Source organism: Aminipila sp., assembly GCF_032051575.1.
Classification (GTDB): domain Bacteria; phylum Bacillota; class Clostridia; order Peptostreptococcales; family Anaerovoracaceae; genus Aminipila.
Genome location: NZ_DAMBYD010000005.1, coordinates 46921 through 69293 on the forward strand (window position 1 = coordinate 46921; position 22373 = coordinate 69293).

Annotated in this window: 25 protein-coding genes and 1 other annotated feature; of the genes, 22 read left to right on the forward strand and 3 right to left on the reverse strand. The window is 34.6% G+C overall.

The window, feature by feature from the left end:
• Positions 1-13 precede the first annotated feature (13 nt).
• A complete protein-coding gene (gene rpmB, locus RTW14_RS07790; RefSeq protein ID WP_312649151.1) occupies positions 14-205 on the forward strand; it encodes a 50S ribosomal protein L28 in 192 nt (63 codons plus the stop codon).
• 70 nt (positions 206-275) lie between these two features.
• On the opposite strand, the gene RTW14_RS07795 is transcribed toward rpmB, so the two are convergent.
• Entirely contained in the window at positions 276-470 is a 195-nt protein-coding gene (locus RTW14_RS07795) for a hypothetical protein (RefSeq protein ID WP_312649152.1), read from the reverse strand.
• A 147-nt stretch (positions 471-617) separates the two neighbouring features.
• Between RTW14_RS07795 and RTW14_RS07800 the strand changes: the two genes are divergently transcribed.
• The 7 genes from RTW14_RS07800 (at position 618) to RTW14_RS07830 (ending at position 6236) form a co-directional block, all read left to right on the forward strand.
• Positions 618-1007, forward strand: a complete 390-nt coding sequence (locus RTW14_RS07800) for an Asp23/Gls24 family envelope stress response protein (protein WP_312649153.1) — start codon at positions 618-620, stop codon at positions 1005-1007.
• 4 nt (positions 1008-1011) lie between these two features.
• A complete protein-coding gene (recG, locus tag RTW14_RS07805) occupies positions 1012-3051 on the forward strand; it encodes an ATP-dependent DNA helicase RecG (RefSeq protein WP_312649154.1) in 2040 nt (679 codons plus the stop codon).
• A gap of 180 nt (positions 3052-3231) precedes the next feature.
• Positions 3232-3432 carry an alpha/beta-type small acid-soluble spore protein gene (locus RTW14_RS07810; protein WP_312649155.1) on the forward strand — a complete coding sequence of 67 codons (201 nt, stop codon included), beginning with the start codon at positions 3232-3234 and terminating at the stop codon, positions 3430-3432.
• Between the two features lie 150 nt (positions 3433-3582).
• A complete protein-coding gene (rsmD, locus tag RTW14_RS07815) occupies positions 3583-4119 on the forward strand; it encodes a 16S rRNA (guanine(966)-N(2))-methyltransferase RsmD (protein WP_312649156.1) in 537 nt (178 codons plus the stop codon).
• Between the two features lie 45 nt (positions 4120-4164).
• Positions 4165-4647 carry a pantetheine-phosphate adenylyltransferase gene (coaD, locus tag RTW14_RS07820; RefSeq protein ID WP_312649157.1) on the forward strand — a complete coding sequence of 161 codons (483 nt, stop codon included), beginning with the start codon at positions 4165-4167 and terminating at the stop codon, positions 4645-4647.
• A 39-nt stretch (positions 4648-4686) separates the two neighbouring features.
• Entirely contained in the window at positions 4687-5217 is a 531-nt protein-coding gene (locus RTW14_RS07825; RefSeq protein ID WP_312649158.1) for an ATPase, read from the forward strand.
• 53 nt (positions 5218-5270) lie between these two features.
• A complete protein-coding gene (locus tag RTW14_RS07830; RefSeq protein ID WP_312649159.1) occupies positions 5271-6236 on the forward strand; it encodes a hypothetical protein in 966 nt (321 codons plus the stop codon).
• A 4-nt stretch (positions 6237-6240) separates the two neighbouring features.
• On the opposite strand, the gene RTW14_RS07835 is transcribed toward RTW14_RS07830, so the two are convergent.
• Positions 6241-7488: a nucleotidyltransferase gene (locus tag RTW14_RS07835; RefSeq protein ID WP_312649160.1), complete on the reverse strand. Its 1248-nt coding sequence runs from the start codon at positions 7486-7488 to the stop codon at positions 6241-6243.
• A gap of 225 nt (positions 7489-7713) precedes the next feature.
• Here RTW14_RS07835 and RTW14_RS07840 point away from each other — a divergent pair, with 225 nt between their 5' ends.
• Both RTW14_RS07840 and rpmF read left to right on the forward strand, forming a co-directional pair.
• Entirely contained in the window at positions 7714-8916 is a 1203-nt protein-coding gene (locus RTW14_RS07840; RefSeq protein WP_312649161.1) for an acetate/propionate family kinase, read from the forward strand.
• Positions 8917-9025: 109 nt separating this feature from the next.
• On the forward strand, positions 9026-9208 hold the full coding sequence (rpmF, locus tag RTW14_RS07845) for a 50S ribosomal protein L32 (protein WP_128745463.1): 183 nt from the start codon (positions 9026-9028) through the stop codon (positions 9206-9208).
• Positions 9209-9276: 68 nt separating this feature from the next.
• Here the strand turns inward: rpmF and dapA are convergent, their stop codons facing one another.
• Positions 9277-10167, reverse strand: coding sequence for a 4-hydroxy-tetrahydrodipicolinate synthase (gene dapA, locus RTW14_RS07850; protein ID WP_312649162.1), 891 nt, complete (start codon positions 10165-10167; stop codon positions 9277-9279).
• Positions 10168-10395: 228 nt separating this feature from the next.
• On the opposite strand from dapA, the gene asd reads away from it, so the two are divergent.
• The 12 genes from asd (at position 10396) to RTW14_RS07910 (ending at position 22368) form a co-directional block, all read left to right on the forward strand.
• Positions 10396-11481, forward strand: coding sequence for an aspartate-semialdehyde dehydrogenase (gene asd, locus RTW14_RS07855; protein ID WP_312649163.1), 1086 nt, complete (start codon positions 10396-10398; stop codon positions 11479-11481).
• A 174-nt stretch (positions 11482-11655) separates the two neighbouring features.
• Positions 11656-12492, forward strand: coding sequence for an undecaprenyl-diphosphatase UppP (uppP, locus tag RTW14_RS07860; RefSeq protein WP_312649164.1), 837 nt, complete (start codon positions 11656-11658; stop codon positions 12490-12492).
• 44 nt (positions 12493-12536) lie between these two features.
• The gene (locus RTW14_RS07865; RefSeq protein ID WP_312649166.1) at positions 12537-15233 is read left to right on the forward strand and encodes an FtsK/SpoIIIE family DNA translocase; all 2697 of its coding nucleotides are present in this window, start codon (positions 12537-12539) and stop codon (positions 15231-15233) included.
• A 40-nt stretch (positions 15234-15273) separates the two neighbouring features.
• The gene (gene rimO, locus RTW14_RS07870; RefSeq protein WP_312649168.1) at positions 15274-16593 is read left to right on the forward strand and encodes a 30S ribosomal protein S12 methylthiotransferase RimO; all 1320 of its coding nucleotides are present in this window, start codon (positions 15274-15276) and stop codon (positions 16591-16593) included.
• A gap of 2 nt (positions 16594-16595) precedes the next feature.
• Entirely contained in the window at positions 16596-17135 is a 540-nt protein-coding gene (gene pgsA / locus RTW14_RS07875; protein WP_312649170.1) for a CDP-diacylglycerol--glycerol-3-phosphate 3-phosphatidyltransferase, read from the forward strand.
• Positions 17136-17260: 125 nt separating this feature from the next.
• Positions 17261-17872, forward strand: a complete 612-nt coding sequence (locus RTW14_RS07880; RefSeq protein WP_312649172.1) for a CinA family protein — start codon at positions 17261-17263, stop codon at positions 17870-17872.
• Positions 17873-18066: 194 nt separating this feature from the next.
• Positions 18067-19164, forward strand: coding sequence for a recombinase RecA (recA, locus tag RTW14_RS07885; protein ID WP_312649174.1), 1098 nt, complete (start codon positions 18067-18069; stop codon positions 19162-19164).
• A 56-nt stretch (positions 19165-19220) separates the two neighbouring features.
• Positions 19221-19305, forward strand: a sequence feature (ribosomal protein L21 leader region).
• 12 nt (positions 19306-19317) lie between these two features.
• Positions 19318-19680 carry a 50S ribosomal protein L21 gene (gene rplU, locus RTW14_RS07890; RefSeq protein WP_312649176.1) on the forward strand — a complete coding sequence of 121 codons (363 nt, stop codon included), beginning with the start codon at positions 19318-19320 and terminating at the stop codon, positions 19678-19680.
• 80 nt (positions 19681-19760) lie between these two features.
• Positions 19761-20021, forward strand: a complete 261-nt coding sequence (gene rpmA, locus RTW14_RS07895; protein WP_128745471.1) for a 50S ribosomal protein L27 — start codon at positions 19761-19763, stop codon at positions 20019-20021.
• 91 nt (positions 20022-20112) lie between these two features.
• Positions 20113-21411, forward strand: a complete 1299-nt coding sequence (gene obgE / locus RTW14_RS07900; protein WP_312649179.1) for a GTPase ObgE — start codon at positions 20113-20115, stop codon at positions 21409-21411.
• A 102-nt stretch (positions 21412-21513) separates the two neighbouring features.
• Complete coding sequence (locus RTW14_RS07905) at positions 21514-21771, forward strand: hypothetical protein (protein WP_312649181.1); 258 nt, start codon at positions 21514-21516, stop codon at positions 21769-21771.
• 63 nt (positions 21772-21834) lie between these two features.
• Complete coding sequence (locus tag RTW14_RS07910; RefSeq protein ID WP_312649184.1) at positions 21835-22368, forward strand: HD domain-containing protein; 534 nt, start codon at positions 21835-21837, stop codon at positions 22366-22368.
• The last annotated feature ends 5 nt before the right edge of the window (positions 22369-22373 follow it).

The following is a 22373-nucleotide window of genomic DNA, read 5'->3' on the forward strand; positions in this document are numbered from 1 at the left end:
GAGGTGCGGCAAGATGTCAAGAAAGTGTGAAATTTGTGGTAAGGGTCAGGTTTCTGGAAACAATGTATCCCATTCCAACAGACATTCAAGAAGAAAGTGGAATGCTAACATTCAGACAGTAAGAATTAATGAAAGCGGAACTGTTAGAAGAGCTAACGTATGCACAAGATGCATCAGATCAAACAAAGTTAACCGTGCCATCTAATTATGCAAAATAAATTAGACCTGCTTATAGCAGGTCTTTTTTTATGTAGTATAAATTTTAAATAATGTATTTACTTTAGCTTACAGCCACAATAAATCAGAAGACCACCTAAAAGCAGAATCCAGGCTTTAATAGGAAGAAAAAAAGCACAAACTGACACAAGACCAAAAACAATCATGATAAAAGCTAAATGTTTGGCGTCACTTTTCTTGCAGCATTTATTATATTTTGTAGGCTTGCTACATCCATATTGTTTATTTCCCATTATTTTGCCCCCTATATATTATATGCATATAAAAAGAAAATGGTGCAGATAAAATATATTTGTTATTTGTTTTAATTGATAAAGGAATGTGATAAAATAACAGTGATTTTTTAATGTACGTTTAAGAACCGATAGGAGGAATGAAAGTTGCTATATAAAGAGGAAACTGAAAATGGCAGCATTATTATAGAAAAAGCTGTTATTGCTAAAATAGTGACGGAGACAGTGTTCCCATTTAATGGTAAAGTGCTAATTTCTAATTATAAAAATAAGGCAACAACTTTTGCAGCTAAAATCGGTGTAACAGATGATATAAATAATATGGAAATAACCATGGGAGAAAAAGGGTTAGATATAAAACTTTATATTGTAGTAAAATTTGGGACTAGTATAGGTATGGTAACCAACACTTTAATTAATGACATACACGATAAAGTTTATGAACTGACATCTATAGAACCTAACAGTGTAGCAATTGTTGTTACAGGTATGATTTCAAAAAACATTGCAAGAAGAAATATTGAAGTTAGGAGATAGTAGTATGAATCTTAACGATAAAGTTAATGCAATTAAGGGGATAGGTCCTAAAAAAGCTGAAGCTTTAAAGAAAATGGGTATAACTATAATTGAAGATTTCTTGTATTTCTTTCCTAGAGATTATCAGGATAGAAGGCAGATTAGAAAAATTAGAGAGCTGGAGAACGGCTCTCTTGCTTTAGTTCAGGGAAAAGTAAAATTAAAAGTAAAAGGTGGATATGGAAAAAAACAAAATTTAAAATTACTTGTGACAGATGATAGCGGCGGAATGGAAGTTGTATTTTTTAATGCAAAATTCCTTATAGATAAGTTCCAGATTGAAGATCAATATACCTTTTATGGCAGGGTAACCATTGAATATGGAAAGACTAAAATGATTCATCCTGAATTTTTTAAAAGTGGAGAAGATAATGAACAGGGAATTATACCAATATATCCACTGACCGCAGGAATATCCCAGGCTGATATGTACAAGTGGCAAAGTATAGTTAGGAATTTGGTTACACAACTTCAAGAGCACTTAACAAAAAATATTATTGAAAAGAACAAATTGTGTGATATAAGATATGCTTTAAGTAATATTCATTTTCCACAGGATAAAAACCATTTGAAAGTGGCAAAGTATAGATTGATATTTGATGAATTTCTTTTTTTGCAAATTGGTCTTTTATCAATAAATAATAAGATAAATTCAGAGGAAAAAGGAATTTGCTTTAGTAGAGAAGTAAACCTAGAACAATTTATCGGAGGATTACCCTATAGTCTTACTAATGCGCAGAAAAAAGTTGTTAATGAAATAAATGAGGATATGGAATCTGATAAAGTTATGAATCGCCTGGTACAGGGAGATGTAGGCTCAGGTAAAACCATTGTAGCTGAAATAGCCCTATATAAGGCGGTAAAAAATGGATTTCAAGGTGTTTTTATGGCACCAACAGAATTACTTGCTAAACAACACTTTGAGGGGCTTACAGAGGAATTTGACAAGCATGATATAAAAGTGGGATTATTAACGGGCAGTATGTCTGCTAAAAATAAAAAAGATACTCTAGAGCAGTTGGCAGAAGGGAAAATACATATTTTAGTGGGTACTCATGCACTTATTCAGCCCAATGTTATATTTAAAAATTTAGGACTGGTCATAACAGATGAACAACATAGGTTTGGCGTGAACCAAAGAAACGTATTAGCGCAAAAAGGAAATAATCCAGATATATTAGTTATGACCGCTACACCTATTCCAAGGACATTAGCTGTAATTATTTATGGGGATTTAGACATATCCATTATAGATGAACTTCCACCAGGCAGGCAGAAAATAATTACAAACTCTGTGGATGAAAATAATAGAGGAAGAGCCTATTCTTTTATAAGGCAGGAAATTGAAAAAGGCAGACAAGCTTATGTGGTAGCACCACTAATTGAGGAATCGGAATCCGTAGAAAATGTAGTTTCAGCCGAAGAGCTTTATGAACAGCTGCAAAAAGATTTTTATGATATAAAAGTAGCAATACTCCATGGAGAAATGAAACAGGCTGAAAAAGATGAGATTATGCAAAAATTTTATGAGGGGAGCATTAATATTCTGGTTTCAACAGTTGTTATCGAAGTTGGAATCAATGTTCCAAATGCTACAATTATGCTGATAGAAAATGCAGAAAGGTTTGGATTAGCACAGCTGCATCAATTAAGAGGAAGAGTAGGAAGAGGGAAACATCAATCTTACTGTATTTTAATATCAAAAGGAAAAACTCTTATATCAAAAGAAAGGATAGATATTATGGTTTCTACATCAGATGGATTTGTGATTGCAGAAAAAGATCTAGAACTTCGAGGCCCTGGTGAATTTTTTGGAGTAAGGCAGCATGGTATACCAGATTTAAAATTGGCAGACTTAATCCGTCATATTAAAATACTTAACATAGCTAGAGAAGAAGCAAAATCGATTTTAGAAGAAGATCCAAAACTTTTAACTGAAGAAATGGCAGCAATTAAGCTGAAAACTGTACGACTTTTTGGGGAAGATGCAGTATTAAGCATTTAATCCAAAACCAACCATCATATGAAATTATTACATCGAATATAAAAACCTCCTTGGGATAAATTAATAACGTAAACAGCGGATGGCTATTTGAAAATGTTTTTCAAATAGGACCATTTAACTGTAAAATTTTCAAACGGCAAAGTGGATAGAATTCACATAAAGCCGAGATGGAGGTATAAGATGACATTACAGGACAAAATGAATAAGAGTTACAAGCCAGCGTTAAAAAACATGAAGACAGAAGTTGCTTCTGAATTAGGAATGACTAATTATGACAGCATGGATAAGGGTAACCTTACAGCAAGACAGAACGGTTATGTAGGCGGATATATGACAAAGAAGCTAGTTGACATGGCTGAACAGCAGTTATCAGGAAAATAACCGATAACCAAGTTAATAACATTTCATTAGAAAAGGAAAATATCTACTGATTACAGTAGATATTTTCTTTATTTAATGGTAAAATAATAAGACGTAAGTCTTAAATATGATTTAAAGACTGGAAATTTAAAAGTTAGTGAGGAATTATATTTGCGGATAATAGCGGGTGATTTAAAGGGTAGAAAATTAGCAAGTCCTAAAGATGAAAAGGTTCGACCAACGTCAGATAAAGTTAAAGAAGCAATTTTTAGTATGATTGCAGATTCTTATTATGATGAAGTTGTCATTGATTTGTTTGCAGGTACAGGTAATTTAGGAATAGAAGCAATTAGCCGAGGGGCCAAGCACTGCTATTTTGGGGACAAGTCTAAAGACAGTTTAATTTTAATCAAAGACAATATTAATACATGTAAAGTTCAAGATAAATCAACTATAATTGCAGGGGATTATGAAATGGTTCTAAAGCGCATCCCAGTAAAGGCACAGATTATTTTTTTAGATCCACCATATAAAGATGGTTTAATGGTTTCATGCATACAACGAATAAATGATTTTGATTTACTTACAGAAGATGGGTATATTATTGCAGAGCATAGTTTGCAGGAAAAATTGCCTGAAACAATAGGTAAATATCAAATTATTAAAGAAAAGAGATATGGGAAAATAGCAGTATCAATTTATGGATAAATATGCTACAATATTTGATAGCAAAAAATAGTCAGGGGCACGTTAATGAAACAAAAGGCATTATATGCAGGATCTTTTGATCCTATAACAAATGGACATTTAGATTTAATAAATAGGGCTTCAAAGCTATACGATAAATTAGTAGTAGGAGTGATAGCAAATCCTTCCAAAAATCCGCTTTTTAGTGTAGATGAAAGAAAGATGCTTATTAAACAGGCGACTTCTCATCTTGATAATGTGGAAGTAGATGATTTTACAGGTTTGCTTGCAGAATATGTAAACAGACAGCAATTTGACGTTGTAGTAAGAGGTCTTCGAGCAACTACAGATTTTGAATCCGAAATTCAAATGGCGCAAATGAATGCAAGATTGTATGATGAAAATGTTGAGACAATATTTTTAATGACTTGTCCAGAATTTTCATTTTTAAGTTCAAGCATGGCAAAAGAAGTATTTATGCTTAATGGAAAAATTGAAGGTTTAGTACCAGATGGTGTATTAGATTATATGAAAAAGAAGTATAAATAATTTACATAATTTACGAGAGAAAAACAGGAGGGTATTTCAATGAAAGTATTGGAATTATTAGATGAAATAGAAGAAATTGTTGATACTAGCACAAGCTTTCCCTTAACAGGAAAAATTATGGTTGATGCAGAAGAAATTTTAGAAATAGTTAAAGAAATAAGAGTAGAGCTTCCTGATGAAATTCAGCAGGCACAATGGATAAAGGATGAACGTCAAAGAATTCTGGAAGAAGCAAAGAAAGAATACGAGACTGTTATAACTGATGCTAAAAGACAGGCTGAAGTTCTGGTTGAAAATGATGATATTGTAGTAAAATCTAAGATGAGAGCAGATGAAATCATGCGTATTGCTGAAGAAAATTGTAAGCAGCTTAAAATTAATACTTTTGATTACATAGACAGCATTTTGTTCAATTTTCAAGATAAGATGGACCAATTAAATGCTACATATTTTGCAGATATGTTTAATAAAATGGAAAATACCTTTCAGAGCGTTAATGCAACTCTTGCTTCAAACAGAAGTGAAATAAAAGATTTAGCGTATAAGACTCAAATGGACAAGGATGTCTAAAAACTAATAGTATAACAACGTATATTATCTGTGGTGAATTCATAAGATTTATCATGGATAATATTTTTTTTGCTGTAAAAGCGATAAGATTAAAATTTAGATATATAATAGCTGTATTGTCGGCTGGATTTGCATGTGTGTTTATGGTGGCATTTCCCGAGATAGCCTTATTTTCAGCACAAAAGGGTATAGCAATATGGGCAAATAACATATTACCAGCTATGCTTCCATTTTTTATTTGTGCTAATTTTATGAATGGTATTGGTATAACCAGATATTTAAACCCAAGTTGTTTTACCTTTTCTTTAAGTGCTTTATCCGGTTATCCTATGGGTGCAAAAGTAATTGGAGATATGGGAAGAAGTGGTTATATTCCAAGTATAGAGTGTCATAGGTTAATGAGCTTTTGTAGTACTTCGGGACCAGCTTTTATAGTTGGCGCGGTTGGAGCATCTATGATTGGCAATAATACCAGTGGAAGCATTATTGCAATAGCTCATTTTGGTGGTGCTATTTTAAATGGAGTGCTATTTTCAGTAATAATAGGTGCATTAAGTAAAGAATATAGAAACTATAGGTATTCTAAGAAACAAAGAATAGAAAAGAATGGATTTAATGATAATTATTTAGAAGCTTTTACTAATTCCATAATTACTTCATTTAAGTCGTTAGGGATTATTCTGGCTTATATTGTAATGTTCATGATGATTACAGACATTATGCAGCTGTCAGGTATCTTAGAAGGAATAAGTAATCCCTATTATGTAGGTCTTATAAAAGGAATTTTGGAAATGACGGTAGGTTGTTCGTCTATAAGTGGTACGATGGCTATTCCTTTAGCTGATAAGACCATTGGATGCTGTATTCTAATTTCTTTTGGTGGACTATCCATAATAGGACAGTCTATGAGCATGCTGGAAGGTACAAATGTGAGGTTTTCATATTTGCTATTAGTTAAAATTTGTCATGGTGCTATAGCAGGAGGGCTAGCGTATATTCTAACCCAAATCATGTTATAATGACCTAGTATAATTCCATGTAAGGTTTATGAAGCTGGTCAGAATTATTATAAAGATTTTCGCCTGACAACAGATTGTAAAAATCAGAAGCAATAAGATCATAACTTAATAATAATTGACATTTTCTTAAACTGTCGGATTCTTTATTTATATTGGTAATACATGGGAGCGTTGCTTTTTCACTATTTTTTATGATTTTAAGCAGTTTTGCTCCTTTTTTATTGAAACCCAAAATATGAGCATAATATTCATTGGTTTCTAAAATATCATTGAAATCAGTTTTAGTAAGACCCATAGCTATATGCGTTAATATTCTGCTGATTCTAGTTGCCGTGTAGCGTTTTGATTTCAGATGATCTTTTAATTCTATAAGATTATTTGAAATTCGAATGGTTTCTTTAAGTTTATTTTCAAGCCCTTCTGCAACTGAAAATATTTCTTTTAAATCAGAACATTTAGTTGTAAGGATTTTTGAGGTCACCATGTTGTAATAAAGTTCATCAAATTTAAAATTTGAATGAATTAAACATGAATGATTGCAATTCTTTATTAAGACATCTAACGTTTCCTGGGGAATGAATTTTTCTATTATGTCAGCATTAAATTCATTGCCAATTAAGGCTTTTCTTATAGCAGAAGCAGAGGCTATGTTACCGATAAGTTTTTTATCATGGTAATCAGCGATGTAACGCTTTACAGTAACTGGAATTATGTCACTATTAGTCAAATGAAGCTGCTTCAAATACTCAATGGCCAAAATATTGTTGGGATCTACCATTAGATTAGAATATTGTTCACCAAGAGTAACTTTTACTGCTTCAGATCGGGATTTAGGATAGGAAAGACCTGCATCAAGGTTGCTTTTTAAATTGTTTTTAAATTCATCCGTTTCGTAGGAAAGAAAGTTCGCTGCTGTTTTTAGCTGGGTTAAATCGCCAGACTCACTTCCAAAAGATAGATGTGTTACGCATCCTAGTCTGTTTAATATTTCAATTGCACCTTTTGCAAAGTATTCAGCGTTATTGCAGGCAAAAACAAAAGGTAGCTCTATAATTAAATCGATACCGTTCCTGACAGCCATTTCTGCTCTTGACCATTTTGAAGCAATAGCAGGTTCGCCTCTTTGTGTAAAGCTGCCGCTGACTATTGCAACAACAAAATCGGCCTCAGTCATATCAATAGATTTTTGCAATTGATATAGATGGCCGTTATGAAATGGATTATATTCAGCTATTATTCCTAAAACTCTCATATTTGTATATTATCACATTTAAATTTAATTATAAATAACAATATAAATATGTAAGCTAATAAAATATCGGTTGAGATAATACGATAATAAAAGTCTATTGTAGTATTATGTATATATATTGCAAAACCTGATGAATATACTTGAAAAATCGTTGAAAGGGAGTATAATGTTATGAGTTATGTTTAACAGTTTAAAAAATTATATATATATAACGGAGGAAATGAGATGAAAGTATTAGTAATTAATTGCGGAAGTTCATCATTAAAATATCAAGTTCTTGATATGACAAATGAAGTTCTTTTATGTAAGGGTCTTGTAGAAAGAATCGGCATGGAAGGTTCAGTAATAACACATGAAAAAGTTGGTATGGACAAGTTTAAGCTTGTAGTACCTATGAACGATCATAAGGATGCTATTGGACATGTTCTTGAAGCAGTTCAGAGTGAAGAACACGGTGTAGTTAAATCAATGGATGAAATTGGGGCTGTTGGACACAGAGTTGTACACGCAGGTGAAAAGTATGCACATTCAGTATTAATTACAGAGAAGGTAATTAAGGCGCTTGAAGAATGCATTGAATTAGCACCTCTTCATAATCCGCCTAATCTAGCGGGAATTGCAGCATGTCAGACATTAATGCCAAAGACACCGATGGTAGCCGTATTTGATACTGCTTTCCACCAGACTATGCCTCCTGAATCATATATTTATGCGATTCCTTATGAATACTACCAGAAGCATGGTATCAGAAGATATGGCTTCCACGGAACAAGCCATAAGTATGTAGCTCAAAGAGCTGCTGATATTATGAACTGTTCACTTGACGATTTAAAGATTATTACTTGTCATTTAGGAAATGGCGCATCCGTATCTGCTATTAAGAGAGGTAAGTGTATTGACACTTCAATGGGATTCACTCCACTTGAAGGACTTGTTATGGGTACACGTTCAGGAGATATTGATCCTGCTATCGTTACTTATATCAGAGAAAAAGAAGGTTTAGAAGCTGGTGTGGCTAATGAAATCTTAAACAAGAAATCTGGAGTTCTAGGAATCTCAGGTATATCCAGTGACTTTAGAGATATTGAAGATGCAGCAGCAGAAGGTAACGAAAGAGCACAACTTGCCCTAAAGGTATTTGCTCATAAAGTTAGATTCTACATTGGTGCTTACATTGCAGAAATGAATGGTGTTGATGCAATCGTATTTACTGCTGGTCTTGGGGAAAATGGAATTGAAATGAGAGATGTTATCTGTCATGATCTTGGAAATCTTGGAATTAAGCTTGACCTTGTTAAGAACAAAGTTAGAGGTAAGGAAATGGTTATCAGTAGAGATGATTCAAAGGTTAAAGTAATCCTTATTCCTACAAATGAAGAACTTATGATTGCAAGAGATACATTTGAAATCACAAAGAATTTAAAATAATTGTTGACATATGTGTCTCGTAAAGGTATACTTTAGTAGTTGCATTTATCACAAATAGTTTTGTGATGAGATAAATACAAAGAGACACGAGCAAAAGGAGGTGTAAAAAATGGCAGTTCCAAAGAGGAAAACATCTAAAGCAAGAAGAGACAAGAGAAGATCACCAAACATGAAGAAGGCATTACCTGGACTTTCAATTTGTCCTCAGTGCCACGAGCCAAAACTTCCACATAGAGTTTGCCCGAATTGCAATTATTACGATGGTAAGGAAGTTGTTGCTTCTGAAGCGTAAGCGTAAAAAAGTAAACACAAACAAAATTTTAACACCGGACATGCGTCCGGTGTTATTTGCTTTTTTGATCAGATATTATTATTTATTAGACCATAATTTTTTAATTCGTTAGCTATTTGATATAAGGTTTTATTTTCAGGTTCGCATAAAGGCATACGGTATTCTTTTTCTATCATACCCATCATATTTAACGCTGCCTTTACAGGTATAGGATTGACTTCTATAAACATGGCGTCTATAAGAGACTTCATTCGTAGTTGCATTTCTCGGGCTTTATTTGAATGATTCTGCAAGTATGCTGTTATCATTTCGTGTGTATCTTTAGGAATAATATTAGCAACTGTTGATATTGCACCTAAGCCTCCCATAGACAAAAGGGGAACAATCATATCATCATTGCCAGAATAAAGTGCAAAGTCTGGGGAAATATATTTTGCAATTTCTACTACTTGAGAAATGTTACCACTTGCCTCTTTTATTCCAACGATATTTGGATGAGTGCAAAGCACTGCAACGGTTGCAGGAGTGATATTTACTCCAGTGCGACTTTGGACTGAGTAGAGTATACATGGCGAACTAACTGAGTCTGCAATAGCTTTATAATGGCTAATCAGACCTTTTTGTGTACATTTATTGTAATAAGGTGTAACCAGTAAAAGACCGTCAATACCAACATTTTCCAATTGTTGTGACAGCCAGACTGCGTGACTTGTGTCATTACTGCCAGCTCCTGCAATTACAGGTACTCTTCCCTGAGTATGTTCAACTGTGAAACGAACTGTTTCAATATGTTCCTCGTCACTTAAAGTGGAAGCCTCACCGGTAGTGCCGCAACTTACAATCGCATCAATACCTTCTTCAATCTGCCAGTCAATAAGCTTTTTTAAAGTGTCAAAATCTACATTACCTTTTTTAAAAGGCGTTACAAGTGCTACAGCGGCACCTGTGAAAAGTGTCATATCCTAATCATCCTTTCATTATACCTATAAAAAAATATAATCTTTCTTATTTCAATATATTCAATGTCAATCTAAAAGTTTTAAAATACTATAAAAAATAAAGATAATATTTAAAATATATTGAATACAAGTAAAAGTTGTGATAAAATAACAAATTAACAGCGAAAAATAGTGAAATTGCATAAATTTTAGAATTTCAATATATAATATGTATAGGAGAGTAAGAAAATGGACAAGAAATTGAAAGTGGGAATTCTTGGTGGAACAGGGATGGTAGGGCAGCGTTTTATTTCTCTTTTGGAGAATCATCCGTGGTTTGAAGTGGTAACTGTAGCCGCAAGCGAAAGAAGTGCGGGTAAGTCATATGAAGAAGCTGTAGGTAAAAGGTGGAAAATGACCACACCGATGCCTGAGGCAGTAAAAAAAATAGTAGTAATGAATGTTAACGAAGTAGAAAAAGTTGCATCTACGGTGGACTTTGTTTTTAGCGCAGTTGATATGACTAAAGAAGAAATTAAAGCAATAGAAGAAGCTTACGCAAAAACAGAAACGCCTGTAGTTTCAAATAATAGCGCACATAGATGGACTCCAGATGTACCTATGGTCATTCCTGAAATTAATCCAGAGCATTTTGAAGTCATAGAGCATCAGAAGAAGCGTCTTGGAACCACAAATGGTTTTATTGCAGTTAAGCCAAACTGTTCAATTCAGAGTTATGTTCCTGCACTTAGTGCATGGAGGGAATTTGAGCCTTATGAAGTAGTTGCTACAACCTATCAGGCAATTTCCGGAGCAGGAAAAACTTTTATTGAATGGCCTGAAATGATAGAAAACATTATTCCTTACATTGGCGGTGAAGAAGAGAAAAGTGAGCAGGAACCGCTTCGAGTATGGGGTAAGGTTGTAAATGGTGTTATTGAAAAAGCTGCAGAACCAGTTATTACATGTCAGTGTATAAGAGTCCCAGTATTGAATGGGCATACTGCGGCAGCTTTTGTAAAGTTTAGGAAGAAGCCAACCAAAGAGCAGCTTATTGAAAAGCTGAAAAACTTCAAGGGACTTCCTCAGGAACTTGATTTGCCAAGCGCTCCCAAACAGTTTATTCAGTATATGGAGGAAGATAACAGACCACAGGTTAAATCAGATGTTGACTATGAAAACGGTATGGGTGTTTCCATTGGCCGTATACGTGAAGATCATGTATATGACTTTAAATTTGTGGGACTTTCACATAATACCGTGCGTGGAGCAGCAGGTGGTGCAGTTCTCTGTGCAGAAACATTAACAGCTAAAGGCTATATTCAATCTAAATAAAATAATAATTAATTTGGTTAATTTTGAGAGGGTTTTCTTTGAAAATCCTCTTTTTTATGTTATAATATTAATTTGATTGAAGCAGCTTTGCTGCAATGAAATCAACATTGAATCATGCACTGGCATGACATATCATTTATGTTGAATTTTATAAGTTGAAAGGGGACAGTTAAATTGACATTATTTGAGGCTATTATACTAGGATTAGTACAGGGGTTGGCAGAGTTTCTGCCTATAAGCAGTTCAGGACATCTTGCATTGTTACAATATTTCTTTGGAATTGAGGGCGAAAGCGTATTGTCCTTTGCAGTTTTGCTACATTTAGGCACATTGATTTCAGTATTTATTGTTTATTGGAGAGATATTGTTGAACTTGTTGCAGAACTCTGTTATGTAATAAGAGATATTTTTACAGGAAAAGGACTTGGGACAAAGAAAAATCAGACAAGAAGACTTGGGTATATGATTATTGTTGCAACTATACCAACAGCTATAATTGGAGTCTTATTTAATGATTTATTTGAAAGTTTTTATACTACATTATTGCCTATTGGTATCGGATTAGTTGTAACTGGTACTATTCTTTGGATTGCAGAGAGATTAAATTTGAATAGAAAAGGTATCAAAGAAATGAAGTTTAGAAATGCAGTTCTTGTGGGTATATGCCAAGGCATAGCTATTACTCCAGGAATATCAAGATCAGGTTCTACTTTGTTTGGTGGACTGATTTGCGGATTAAATAGAGAACTTGCGGTTAAATATGCATTTCTTATTTCCATTCCTTCAATTCTAGGTTCAGTCATTTTAGAAGCTCCAGCAGCTTTTAAAGATGGTATGGATATGACACTTATCATTCCGATTGTTGCAGGCGTAGTAGTAGCGGCTATATCAGGTTTAATTGCAATTAAAGCAATGATTGCTTTTGTTTCTAAGCAGAAATTATGTTATTTTTCATATTATACATGGGTGTTAGGTGCTGCAGTTATTATATATTCAGTATTTATAGCATAAAAGGTATAATTAGAACAAATTTATTTTAGCGAGGTATTTATAATATGGCAGAAGAAAAAAAGAAGCCGGGACGACCGCCTGGATCTAAAAATAAAGCATCTGGAGCGGGGAAGAGTACGAAAAGCAGCGCGGCTAAAAAGTCTGCACAGACCCAAAATAGGACAGGCAGCAGAGTGAAGGACGAAATCTGGGCTATAATAATAATGGCTATTGGTGTTTTTTTTGCGTTATCCATTCAAACCGAAGCTGCAGGAGAACTAGGTGTAGTTATAAAAAATTTTTTCTTAGGCTGTTTTGGACAAGTTGCTATTATTTTGCCATATTATCTGATTCTTTATGGCATTTTACTGCTTTTAAAAAAGACAACACATATAAACAAACGGTCAGCAATCTTATTGGTGATAACATTTCTTATGTTTTCAATTATTTTTAGTGGAAGGTATATTGATGTAAATAAAATATCTTTTGCATATGTTGACTTCTTAAGCTGGTTTAAAGCTGGGATAAAGTTGGCAAACGGTGGAGCAATAGGTATGTTTTTAGCCTTAATTGTTATTGTTGCCGTAGGCACTACTGGGCTTTATATTTTTGCTACGCTTGTGATAATTGTTTGTTTAATGCTTATAATAAATACACCTATATCACAGTTTATTGATAATTATAAGATTAAAAAGCAAGTAAAAAAGGAAATAGAAGATCAGGCAGCGGCAGAAGAGGCTGAACTAATGGTGGAAAAACAAAAACAGCTTGAACTAGATTTGAAGAAAAACTACACACCTATGATTCATCAGGCTAAGTCTAGTGAAAAAAAGAAAAATATTTTAGACTATATGAAGGATGACAAGCTTTTTAAGGGGAAAAAGGAAAATGAAGGCCAATTAGAAAACGAAGTTAAGCCTGAGCCAGAATTAAAAATAAGTTATGGGCTGGAAGAGTCGGCTCCAATACCTGTAGGTTTTGGACTTTCTGATGATGTTACTATACCTGTTTCTATATCAGAGCCGGTTGTAGCAGCTAAACCAATTGATTTATCAGGTTTAAAAATTAAAGGCTATGAAGAGCCATCTACAGAGTTGTTGCATGAAAATATATCAGAAATTGAAAGTAAGCCAGAAAAGACGCCTATTCAAGTAGAGCCTTTAAACAAAAATGAAATTGAAAGTGGACACCAGATGCAGATGAAGCTTACAAAGCAGGAGGCCATAAGTGCAAAACTAGATACCACAGAGCTTAACGTAAGTAAATCAGGTGAAGCAATGGCAAAGTATGAATTCCCTTCAATTGAGCTTCTGAATAAAAATAACACGAACAAAAATGATGCGGCTTTGACTAACAATTTAAAGACAAAAGCTGCAAAGTTAGAAAAAACATTACAGGACTTCAAAGTAGACGCTAAGGTTGTTCAGGTCACACAAGGTCCAGCTGTAACTCGCTACGAAATACATCCCAATACGGGGGTGAAGGTTAGCAGTATAGTTAGGCTGGCAGATGATATTGCCCTTAACTTAGAGGCTAAAAGTATAAGAATTGAGGCTCCCATACCTGGTAAAGCAGCAGTTGGCATTGAAGTAGAAAATGAAAAAATTAATATGGTAACTGTTCGTGAAATTATTGATTCTAAAGAATTTAGAGATTCAAAATCAAAGATTACATTTGCAGTAGGAAAAGATATTGCGGGCAAGGCAATTGTAGCTGATCTTAAAACTATGCCACATATGCTTATAGCAGGTTCCACAGGTTCAGGTAAGAGTGTATGCATTAATAGTATAATTGTTAGTATTTTATACAAAGCTAAACCTGATGAGGTTAAATTTGTGCTAGTAGATCCTAAAGTGGTTGAACTTGGAAACTATAATGGTATACCCCATATGCTGATTCCGGTGGTTACTGAACCAAGTAAGGCAGCAGCAGCGCTTAACTGGGCTGTAGCGGAGATGACAGACAGATATAAAAAGTTTGCAGAAGAGGGCGTACGTGATTTGGCTGGATTTAACGAGTTGGTTAAGGAAAAAGGCGAACCGGATCGGTTTATGCCTCAGATTGTAATTATTATCGATGAACTGGCAGATTTAATGATGGCAGCACCATCACAAGTGGAAGAATCTATCTGCAGACTAGCTCAGATGGCCAGAGCTGCGGGGATGCATTTAATTGTTGCCACACAAAGACCATCTGTAGATATTATTACTGGTGTAATTAAAGCAAACATTCCTTCAAGAATTGCTTTTGCAGTATCGTCACAGTTTGACTCCAGAACTATTTTAGATATGGCTGGAGCTGAAAAGCTTGTAGGAAAAGGAGATATGCTGTTTAATCCTTTAGGCTCAGGAAAACCGGTCAGAGTTCAGGGAAACTTTATCTCCGATTCTGAAGTACATAGCGTTATAGAACATTTAAAGAAGCAGTACACAGAAACTGAATATGCAAATGACGTTATATCTAGTATTGAAAAAGCTAATACTCCAGAGGTTTCCGATGATGGGGATGAACTTTTGGCAGATGCTATTGAAACCGTTGTTCGTGCAGAACAGGCTTCCGTTTCTATGCTTCAGAGAAGGTTTAGAATAGGCTATAACAGAGCTGCAAGAATTGTGGACATGATGGAAGCAAGAGGTATTGTAGGGCCTGCTGATGGCAGCAGACCTAGACAAGTACTGATGACTTTGGATGAGCTTATGAATATAAGATCAGAGGGAGAAGAAGTGCTTGAGGACAATGGGGTTCCTGAAGAAATTTTATAAAATCCTCATAAAAAATAATAAAATAAAAGGGAAATTTTGAATGAATATTTATTTTGAAACTTTGGGTTGTCCCAAAAATAGTAACGATTCTGAAATGGCCGCAGGGATTTTGGAACAGAACGGGCATTGTATAGTAGATAATCCGGTTGACAGTGATGCTATTATTGTGAACACGTGCGGCTTTATTAATGATGCAAAGAAGGAGTCCATTGATAAAATTTTTGAAATGGCAGAATTAAAGGAAGAACAGGATAAGAAGCGTTTACTTATTGTATCTGGCTGTCTTTCTAAGCGCTATGGAGATGATTTATTTAAGGAAATGCCTGAAGTAGATATATTTCTTGGTGTTAATGAATATCATGAGTTACCTAAAATCTTATCACAGCATCAGACAGAGAGAGAAATTCATGTTTATGATTGCAATCAGGAATTTACTGAGATAAAGGCCAGAAAGCTGGAGGGAAATCCATATACAGCTACTATTAAAATTGCAGAAGGCTGTGATAATATTTGCGCTTACTGCATTATTCCTCATATTCGTGGACATTATAGAAGCAGAAAAGAAGAGGATATATTACAGGAAGCCAAACTGTTAGCAGGACGTGGCTGTAAGGAATTGATTTTGATTGCCCAGGATGTTACGGCTTATGGAATTGATCTATATGGTGAATTTACACTGGCCAAACTTGTTAAAAAGCTTTGTAAGATTGATGGATTGCACTGGATTCGGCTTATGTATTGCTATGAAGACCGGATTACAGATGAGTTAATTGAGGTTATGGCAAATGAAAAGAAGGTGTGCCATTATCTGGATATACCTATTCAGCATAGCAGTGATAAGATTTTAAAATTAATGAATAGGCGTTCAACAAGTGAAAGCATAGTTACTAAGATTGAGAAACTCAGAAAAGCTATGCCTGATATTAATATAAGAACGACTTTGATTACTGGTTTTCCTGGAGAAACAAAAGATGAATTTGATGAACTTTACAATTTTGTACAAGATATGAAGTTTGAAAGACTTGGAGTATTTACTTATTCTAAAGAAGAAGGTACACCTGCTGCAGAAATGAAGGGGCAGGTACGTTCTGATGTAAAAGAAAAACGTAAGGATTGTATTATGAGACTCCAATTGGAGATTTCTCTTTCATCTAATCAAAAGAAAGTTGGACAAACTTTACAAGTCCTTGTAGAGGAACAGGACGAAGAAGGCACTTACATTGGTAGAACTGAGTATGATGCTCCTGAAATAGATAATTCAATTATCTTCAAATCTAATAGAGTTTTGAAACCAGGCGACATGGTTATGGTTCAGATTACAGACGCATTTGATTATGATTTAGTAGGAGTGGAGGTATAGAGATGAATTTACCCAATAAATTAACCATAGGGAGAATAATTGCTGTTCCCTTTTTTGTAGCATCATATATGATGGGATATAATTTAATAGCTTTTCTTATATTTATTGTCGCATCACTGACAGATATGCTGGATGGAAAGATTGCGAGGAAGTACAACCTTGTAACTAATTTTGGTAAGATTATGGACCCGCTTGCTGATAAGATTTTAGTTTATTCCGCATTTTGTCTTATGGTAGGCAATGGCCTAGTGCCAGCTTGGATGCTTATAGTTATCCTTGCAAGAGAGTTTGCAATAGGAGGTATGAGAACTGTAGCTGCTTCAGAAGGAATTGTTATAGCAGCAGGTATGAGTGGGAAAATAAAGACTGTACTGCAGATGATTGCAGTACCTCTTTTACTTCTTGTAAACGTAGAAACATTTGCTCCAGTTCTAACCTATATTACTATGTTAGCCAATGGTTTCTTATGGGCATCATTGATTATGACGATTTATTCTGGTATTGAATACATACTAAAGAATAAATCAGTATTTTCTATGTAATGATTAGCACCTTACAGTAAGATATCTGTTTGTATAAATTAAAATAAAAAATTCGTTGGGATAAATTTGACAATATAAGAATTTACAAGAGCTGTTGCAAAATTAATATTTTGGAGCAGCTCGTTTTGCTTAATTTTTATTTAAAAATCAAAGATTTATGGCATATTAACGTATTTGGAAAAATCGAAGCGAAAGAAGGTTTTATTATGAATGAAAAACTGAAGAATAGCGATGACAGAAATTCTGAGAATTTTAATAGGGGCTTTGATGAAAAATTACCAATGGTAGTTGGTAATTTATTAATAGAAAAGAATCTTTCTATTTCCTGTGCTGAATCTTGCACAGGTGGAATGTTTGCGCAGACTTTAACGGATATATCGGGCATTTCTGCTGTATTTGATAGGGGTATTGTAACTTATAGTAATGCAGCTAAAATGGAAGAATTAGGCGTAAAAAAGGCCACCCTGGATAAATATGGTGCAGTTAGTGAACAGACAGCTGTTGAGATGGCAGAAGGTATACAAAGAGTTTCCAAAACTAGAATAGGTGTGTCTGTTACAGGGGTCGCAGGACCTGGTGGAGGATCTATAGAAAAACCAGTTGGACTAGTATATGTTTGTGCGGTATATGATGATCAAAAAATATGTAGGGAATTAAGGCTGCAAGGTGATAGAAAATCAAATAGAACTATTTCTATGTTGACTATGTTTGAATTGGTTAAAGAATTAATTGAATGATGTCTCCGTATTAATATGGCTTAATTACAGACATATGATAGGATAAAGCACTTGACATGGTAAAATTTGTATATTAATATAGAAATATCCACATAACTGTAAGTTTGTTTTTGTAAAAAAACTATTGACCAAAGCGTATCAGTAAGGTATTATTAACAAAGAACAAATGTTCATCGTGTTTAGGAGGGGAACAAATGGCAGCTAGTAAAGAAATTAAAGAAGTTAATGTAAATATAAATAAAAGTGAAAAAGAAAAAGCACTAAAAGAGGCTATGGCTCAAATTCAAAAGCAGTTTGGACAGGGAGCTATTATGAAACTTGGTGATGATTCGGCCAAATTAAATGTTGAAGCTATCTCTACAGGTTCAGCAAGCCTGGATATTGCTACTGGTATAGGTGGTATTCCAAGAGGAAGAGTAATTGAGATTTATGGACCTGAATCTTCAGGTAAAACAACGCTTACTCTTCATATAATTGCTGAAGCTCAGAAGGCAGGAGGAAAAGCAGCATTTATTGATGCGGAGCATGCTCTTGATCCTGAGTATGCTAGAAATTTAGGTGTAGATGTAGATGAATTACTTGTGTCACAGCCTGATACTGGTGAACAGGGACTTGAAATTTGTGAAATGCTTGTTCGTAGCGGAGCTCTTGACATCGTAGTTATTGACTCTGTAGCTGCATTAGTTCCAAGAGCTGAAATTCAAGGCGATATGGGAGATAGTCATGTGGGGCTTCAAGCAAGGCTTATGTCTCAGGCGCTTAGAAAACTTACTGGAAGCATAAATAAATCAAATACTGCAGTAGTTTTTATAAACCAGCTTCGTGAAAAAGTTGGGGTTATGTTTGGAAATCCTGAGACAACGACTGGAGGCAGAGCACTTAAATTCTACTCAACTATGCGTTTTGATGTAAGAAAGATTGAAAGCATAAAAGCAGGAGATGAAGTACTTGGAAATAGAACAAGAGTAAAGATAGTAAAAAATAAAGTTGCACCGCCATTTAAGCAGGCTGAATTTGACATTATGTATGGAAGGGGAATTTCAAAAGAAGGCGATGTATTAGACTGTGGTGTTGAGGCTAAAATCGTAGAAAAAGCGGGATCTTGGTACAGTTTTGACGGTAATCGTATTGGACAGGGAAGAGAAAATGTTAAGAAATTCTTGATCGATAATCCTGAGATTTTAAATAGGATAGAAGCATTGTTAAAAGAGAATATGAAACCTACAAATGAGGTAGAAGAAATAGAAGAAGGTCTATTAGTAGATGAAGATGGTGTTGTTATTGAGGATTAAAAATATTGTAGTTTACATAAAAAACATTTGACACTACATGTCCTATATGATATTATACTTTATTGTAAGCCGCTCAGAATGGGTTTTTGTAAATGTAACTTTTTAGGTTGCTACCTTTAAATGGCGAGACTGGATAGAGGAGGTATAGAACATATGTACGCAGTAATTGAAACAGGCGGAAAGCAGTACAGAGTACAGGAAGGCGATGTAATCACAGTTGAAAAGTTAGATGTAGAAGCTGGAGAAAAGATTACTTTCGATAGAGTACTTTTAATAAGCGATGGAGAAACAGTTAAGGTTGGAGCTCCATACGTTGAAAGTTGTAATGTAGCCGGAACTGTAGTTGAACATGGCAAAGGACAGAAGGTTATCATCTTCAAGTATAAGTCAAAGAAAGACTACAGAAAGAAGCAGGGACACAGACAGCCTTATACAATGATTAAGATCGAAAAGGTTTCTGCTAGAAAAGCTAGAAAAACTAAGTCAGCAAATGAAGCTGAAGAAGCAGCAGAATAATTTTTAAATCATTGATAAGTTAGCTTATCATAATAGCTAAGAAATTAGCAAGATAGCACAAGAAAAAGGAGGTGTAGTCTATGGCAAGTAAGAAGGGAGTAGGTAGCTCCAAGAACGGTCGTGATAGTGAGTCGAAACGTTTAGGCGTTAAGAGAGGCGACGGTCAGTACGTAAGTGCGGGTAGCATCCTAGTTAGACAGAGAGGAACTAAGTTCCACCCTGGCAATAATGTAGGCATTGGCGGAGACGATACTTTATTTGCTAAGATTGATGGAGCTGTAAAGTTCGAAAGATATGACAAAACAAGAAAGCAAGTAAGCGTTTATCCTAAAGAAGCTTAAATTGATTCTAAAGCCCCTATTTATAGGGGCTTTTAAAATAAATTATAGTTTTATATTGGGATTTTTCTGTATAGGAAGGAGAGGCTCAAATATGTTCGTAGATAGAGCCAAAATAACAATTAAATCAGGTAAAGGTGGGAATGGTGCTGTAACTTTTAGAAGAGAACCATTTGTCCCAGAAGGCGGCCCCGACGGTGGTGACGGTGGTAAAGGCGGAGATGTTGTCTTTATGGCTGATGCAAGTCTTAGAACTCTTATGGATTTTAGATTTAAACGAAAATATGAAGCAGAAAATGGACAGGACGGTATGAAAAAGAAAAGGTTTGGTAAAAAAGGAGAGGACCTTATTATTAAAGTACCGCCAGGAACTGTTGTAATAGATGAAGAAACTGGATTTGTTATGAAGGATCTTGTAAAATCTGGTGATAGTTTTACAGCCGCAAAAGGTGGTAAAGGCGGTAAGGGTAATGTGAACTTTAAGAACTCTGTACGTCAGGCTCCCAATTTTGCAGAGGCAGGTGGTTTTGCAAAAGAAAGAAATGTAGTTTTAGAGATGAAACTAATAGCAGATGTGGGGTTAGTTGGTTTTCCTAACGTAGGTAAATCTACTATATTATCTGTATCTACAAATTCAAACCCAAAGATTGCAAATTATCATTTTACAACGATTACTCCTAACTTAGGAGTGGTTGCGATTTTTGATGATGGTTTTGTAATGGCAGATATTGCAGGAATTATAGAAGGCGCACATCAGGGAGCTGGTTTAGGCCATGAATTTTTAAAGCATATAGAGAGAACAAAGGTTCTTATTCATGTAGTAGATATATCCGGTTCTGAAGGCAGAGATCCTATTGAAGACTTTGATAAAATTAACAATGAATTAAAGTTGTACAATGAAAAGCTAGCTTTAAAACCTCAGATTGTTGCAGCAAACAAAATGGATATGGTGGAGGAAGATGATCCTAAGTTCCTTGAGTTTAAGGCATATGTGGAATCAAAGGGCATCAAAGTATTCCCGATTTCTGCCCCTATTAATCTTGGTATTCATGAGTTACTAGCTGAAGCAGCAGCAATGTTGGACAAACTGGCCTTAGAAGCCCCTGACCAGGAAGAAGAATATGAATTCTTTGACTTTGAAAGAGATGATATGGAAGAAGACTTCAAGGAGATTTATACTTCAGTTGCTGACGATGGAACCTATGTGGTTACAGGAAAGCAGCTTAAGAAAATCTTTGATTCTACTAACTTTAATGATAGCGGTTCTTTGAGATATTTGTATAAATATATTGAAAAGAAAGGTGCATTAGAAGAATTAAAGAAAATGGGACTTGAAGAAGGAGATACAATAAGTATATTTGATTATGAATTTGAATATTTCGAAGAATATTAAATAATTAATAGGCAGTTCAAAGTGGACTGCCTATTAATTTGTTAATAATAGCATTATTTAAAGGACTTCAACGTATTAATAAATATGGGGGAGGGTAATGTTATGGGAATTATAAAACAAACAATCATTTGTATAATTATTGGTTTAATTTTCATGGGATGTCAAGCTTCGGACAATAAAATGATTGGCCAGGTTACAAACAAAGTAGAGATGGTTATTTTTAAGGATTATACAACCTTAGATATAAAAGAAACATGCTTAAATACTCTTGACAATATAAAAGATTTAAAGGATAAAACTAAAAATGCCATGGAGTATACAGAGGAAACTATGGCTAATTATAGAAAAAATGTGATATAATACGTATTTAGATAAAAACAACGCTGCTGTAATCAATCAGCATTGAAAGGTTCGGTTACTTTTATGCCACATAAATATTTAACTGTTGAAGAATGCTTGGAATTGTTAAAAAAATATAATACGCCGCCTCATGTGATTAGACATTGTAAGGCAGTAGCTGATGCTGCTGTTAAATTAGCAATAGCATTAAATCAGAAAGGCAGCCATTTAGATATAGAATTAATTCGGGGAGCAGCTTTAATTCACGATATTGCTAGGGTTGAGGAAAATCATCAAGAGAAAGGTGCGCAAATTGCCAGATTATTGGGATATAATGATGAGGCAGACATTATCAAGGCTCATATGACTTATGAATTAAAAAAAGAGGTGGATGACCTAGCAGAAGTTGACATGGTCTGTTTTGGAGACAGAGTTGTAAAAGAAGATAAATATGTAGGCCTAGCTGAACGCATGGCATATATTGTAGAAAAGGTTAAAGACAGACCTGATGCGGTGAGTAGAATACTAAAGAAACAAGCAGAAACAGAACTACTGTTGTCAAAAATTGAGGACAGATTAGGTATTACGATAGATGAATTAATGAGTAAAGAAAGGTAAGAAGG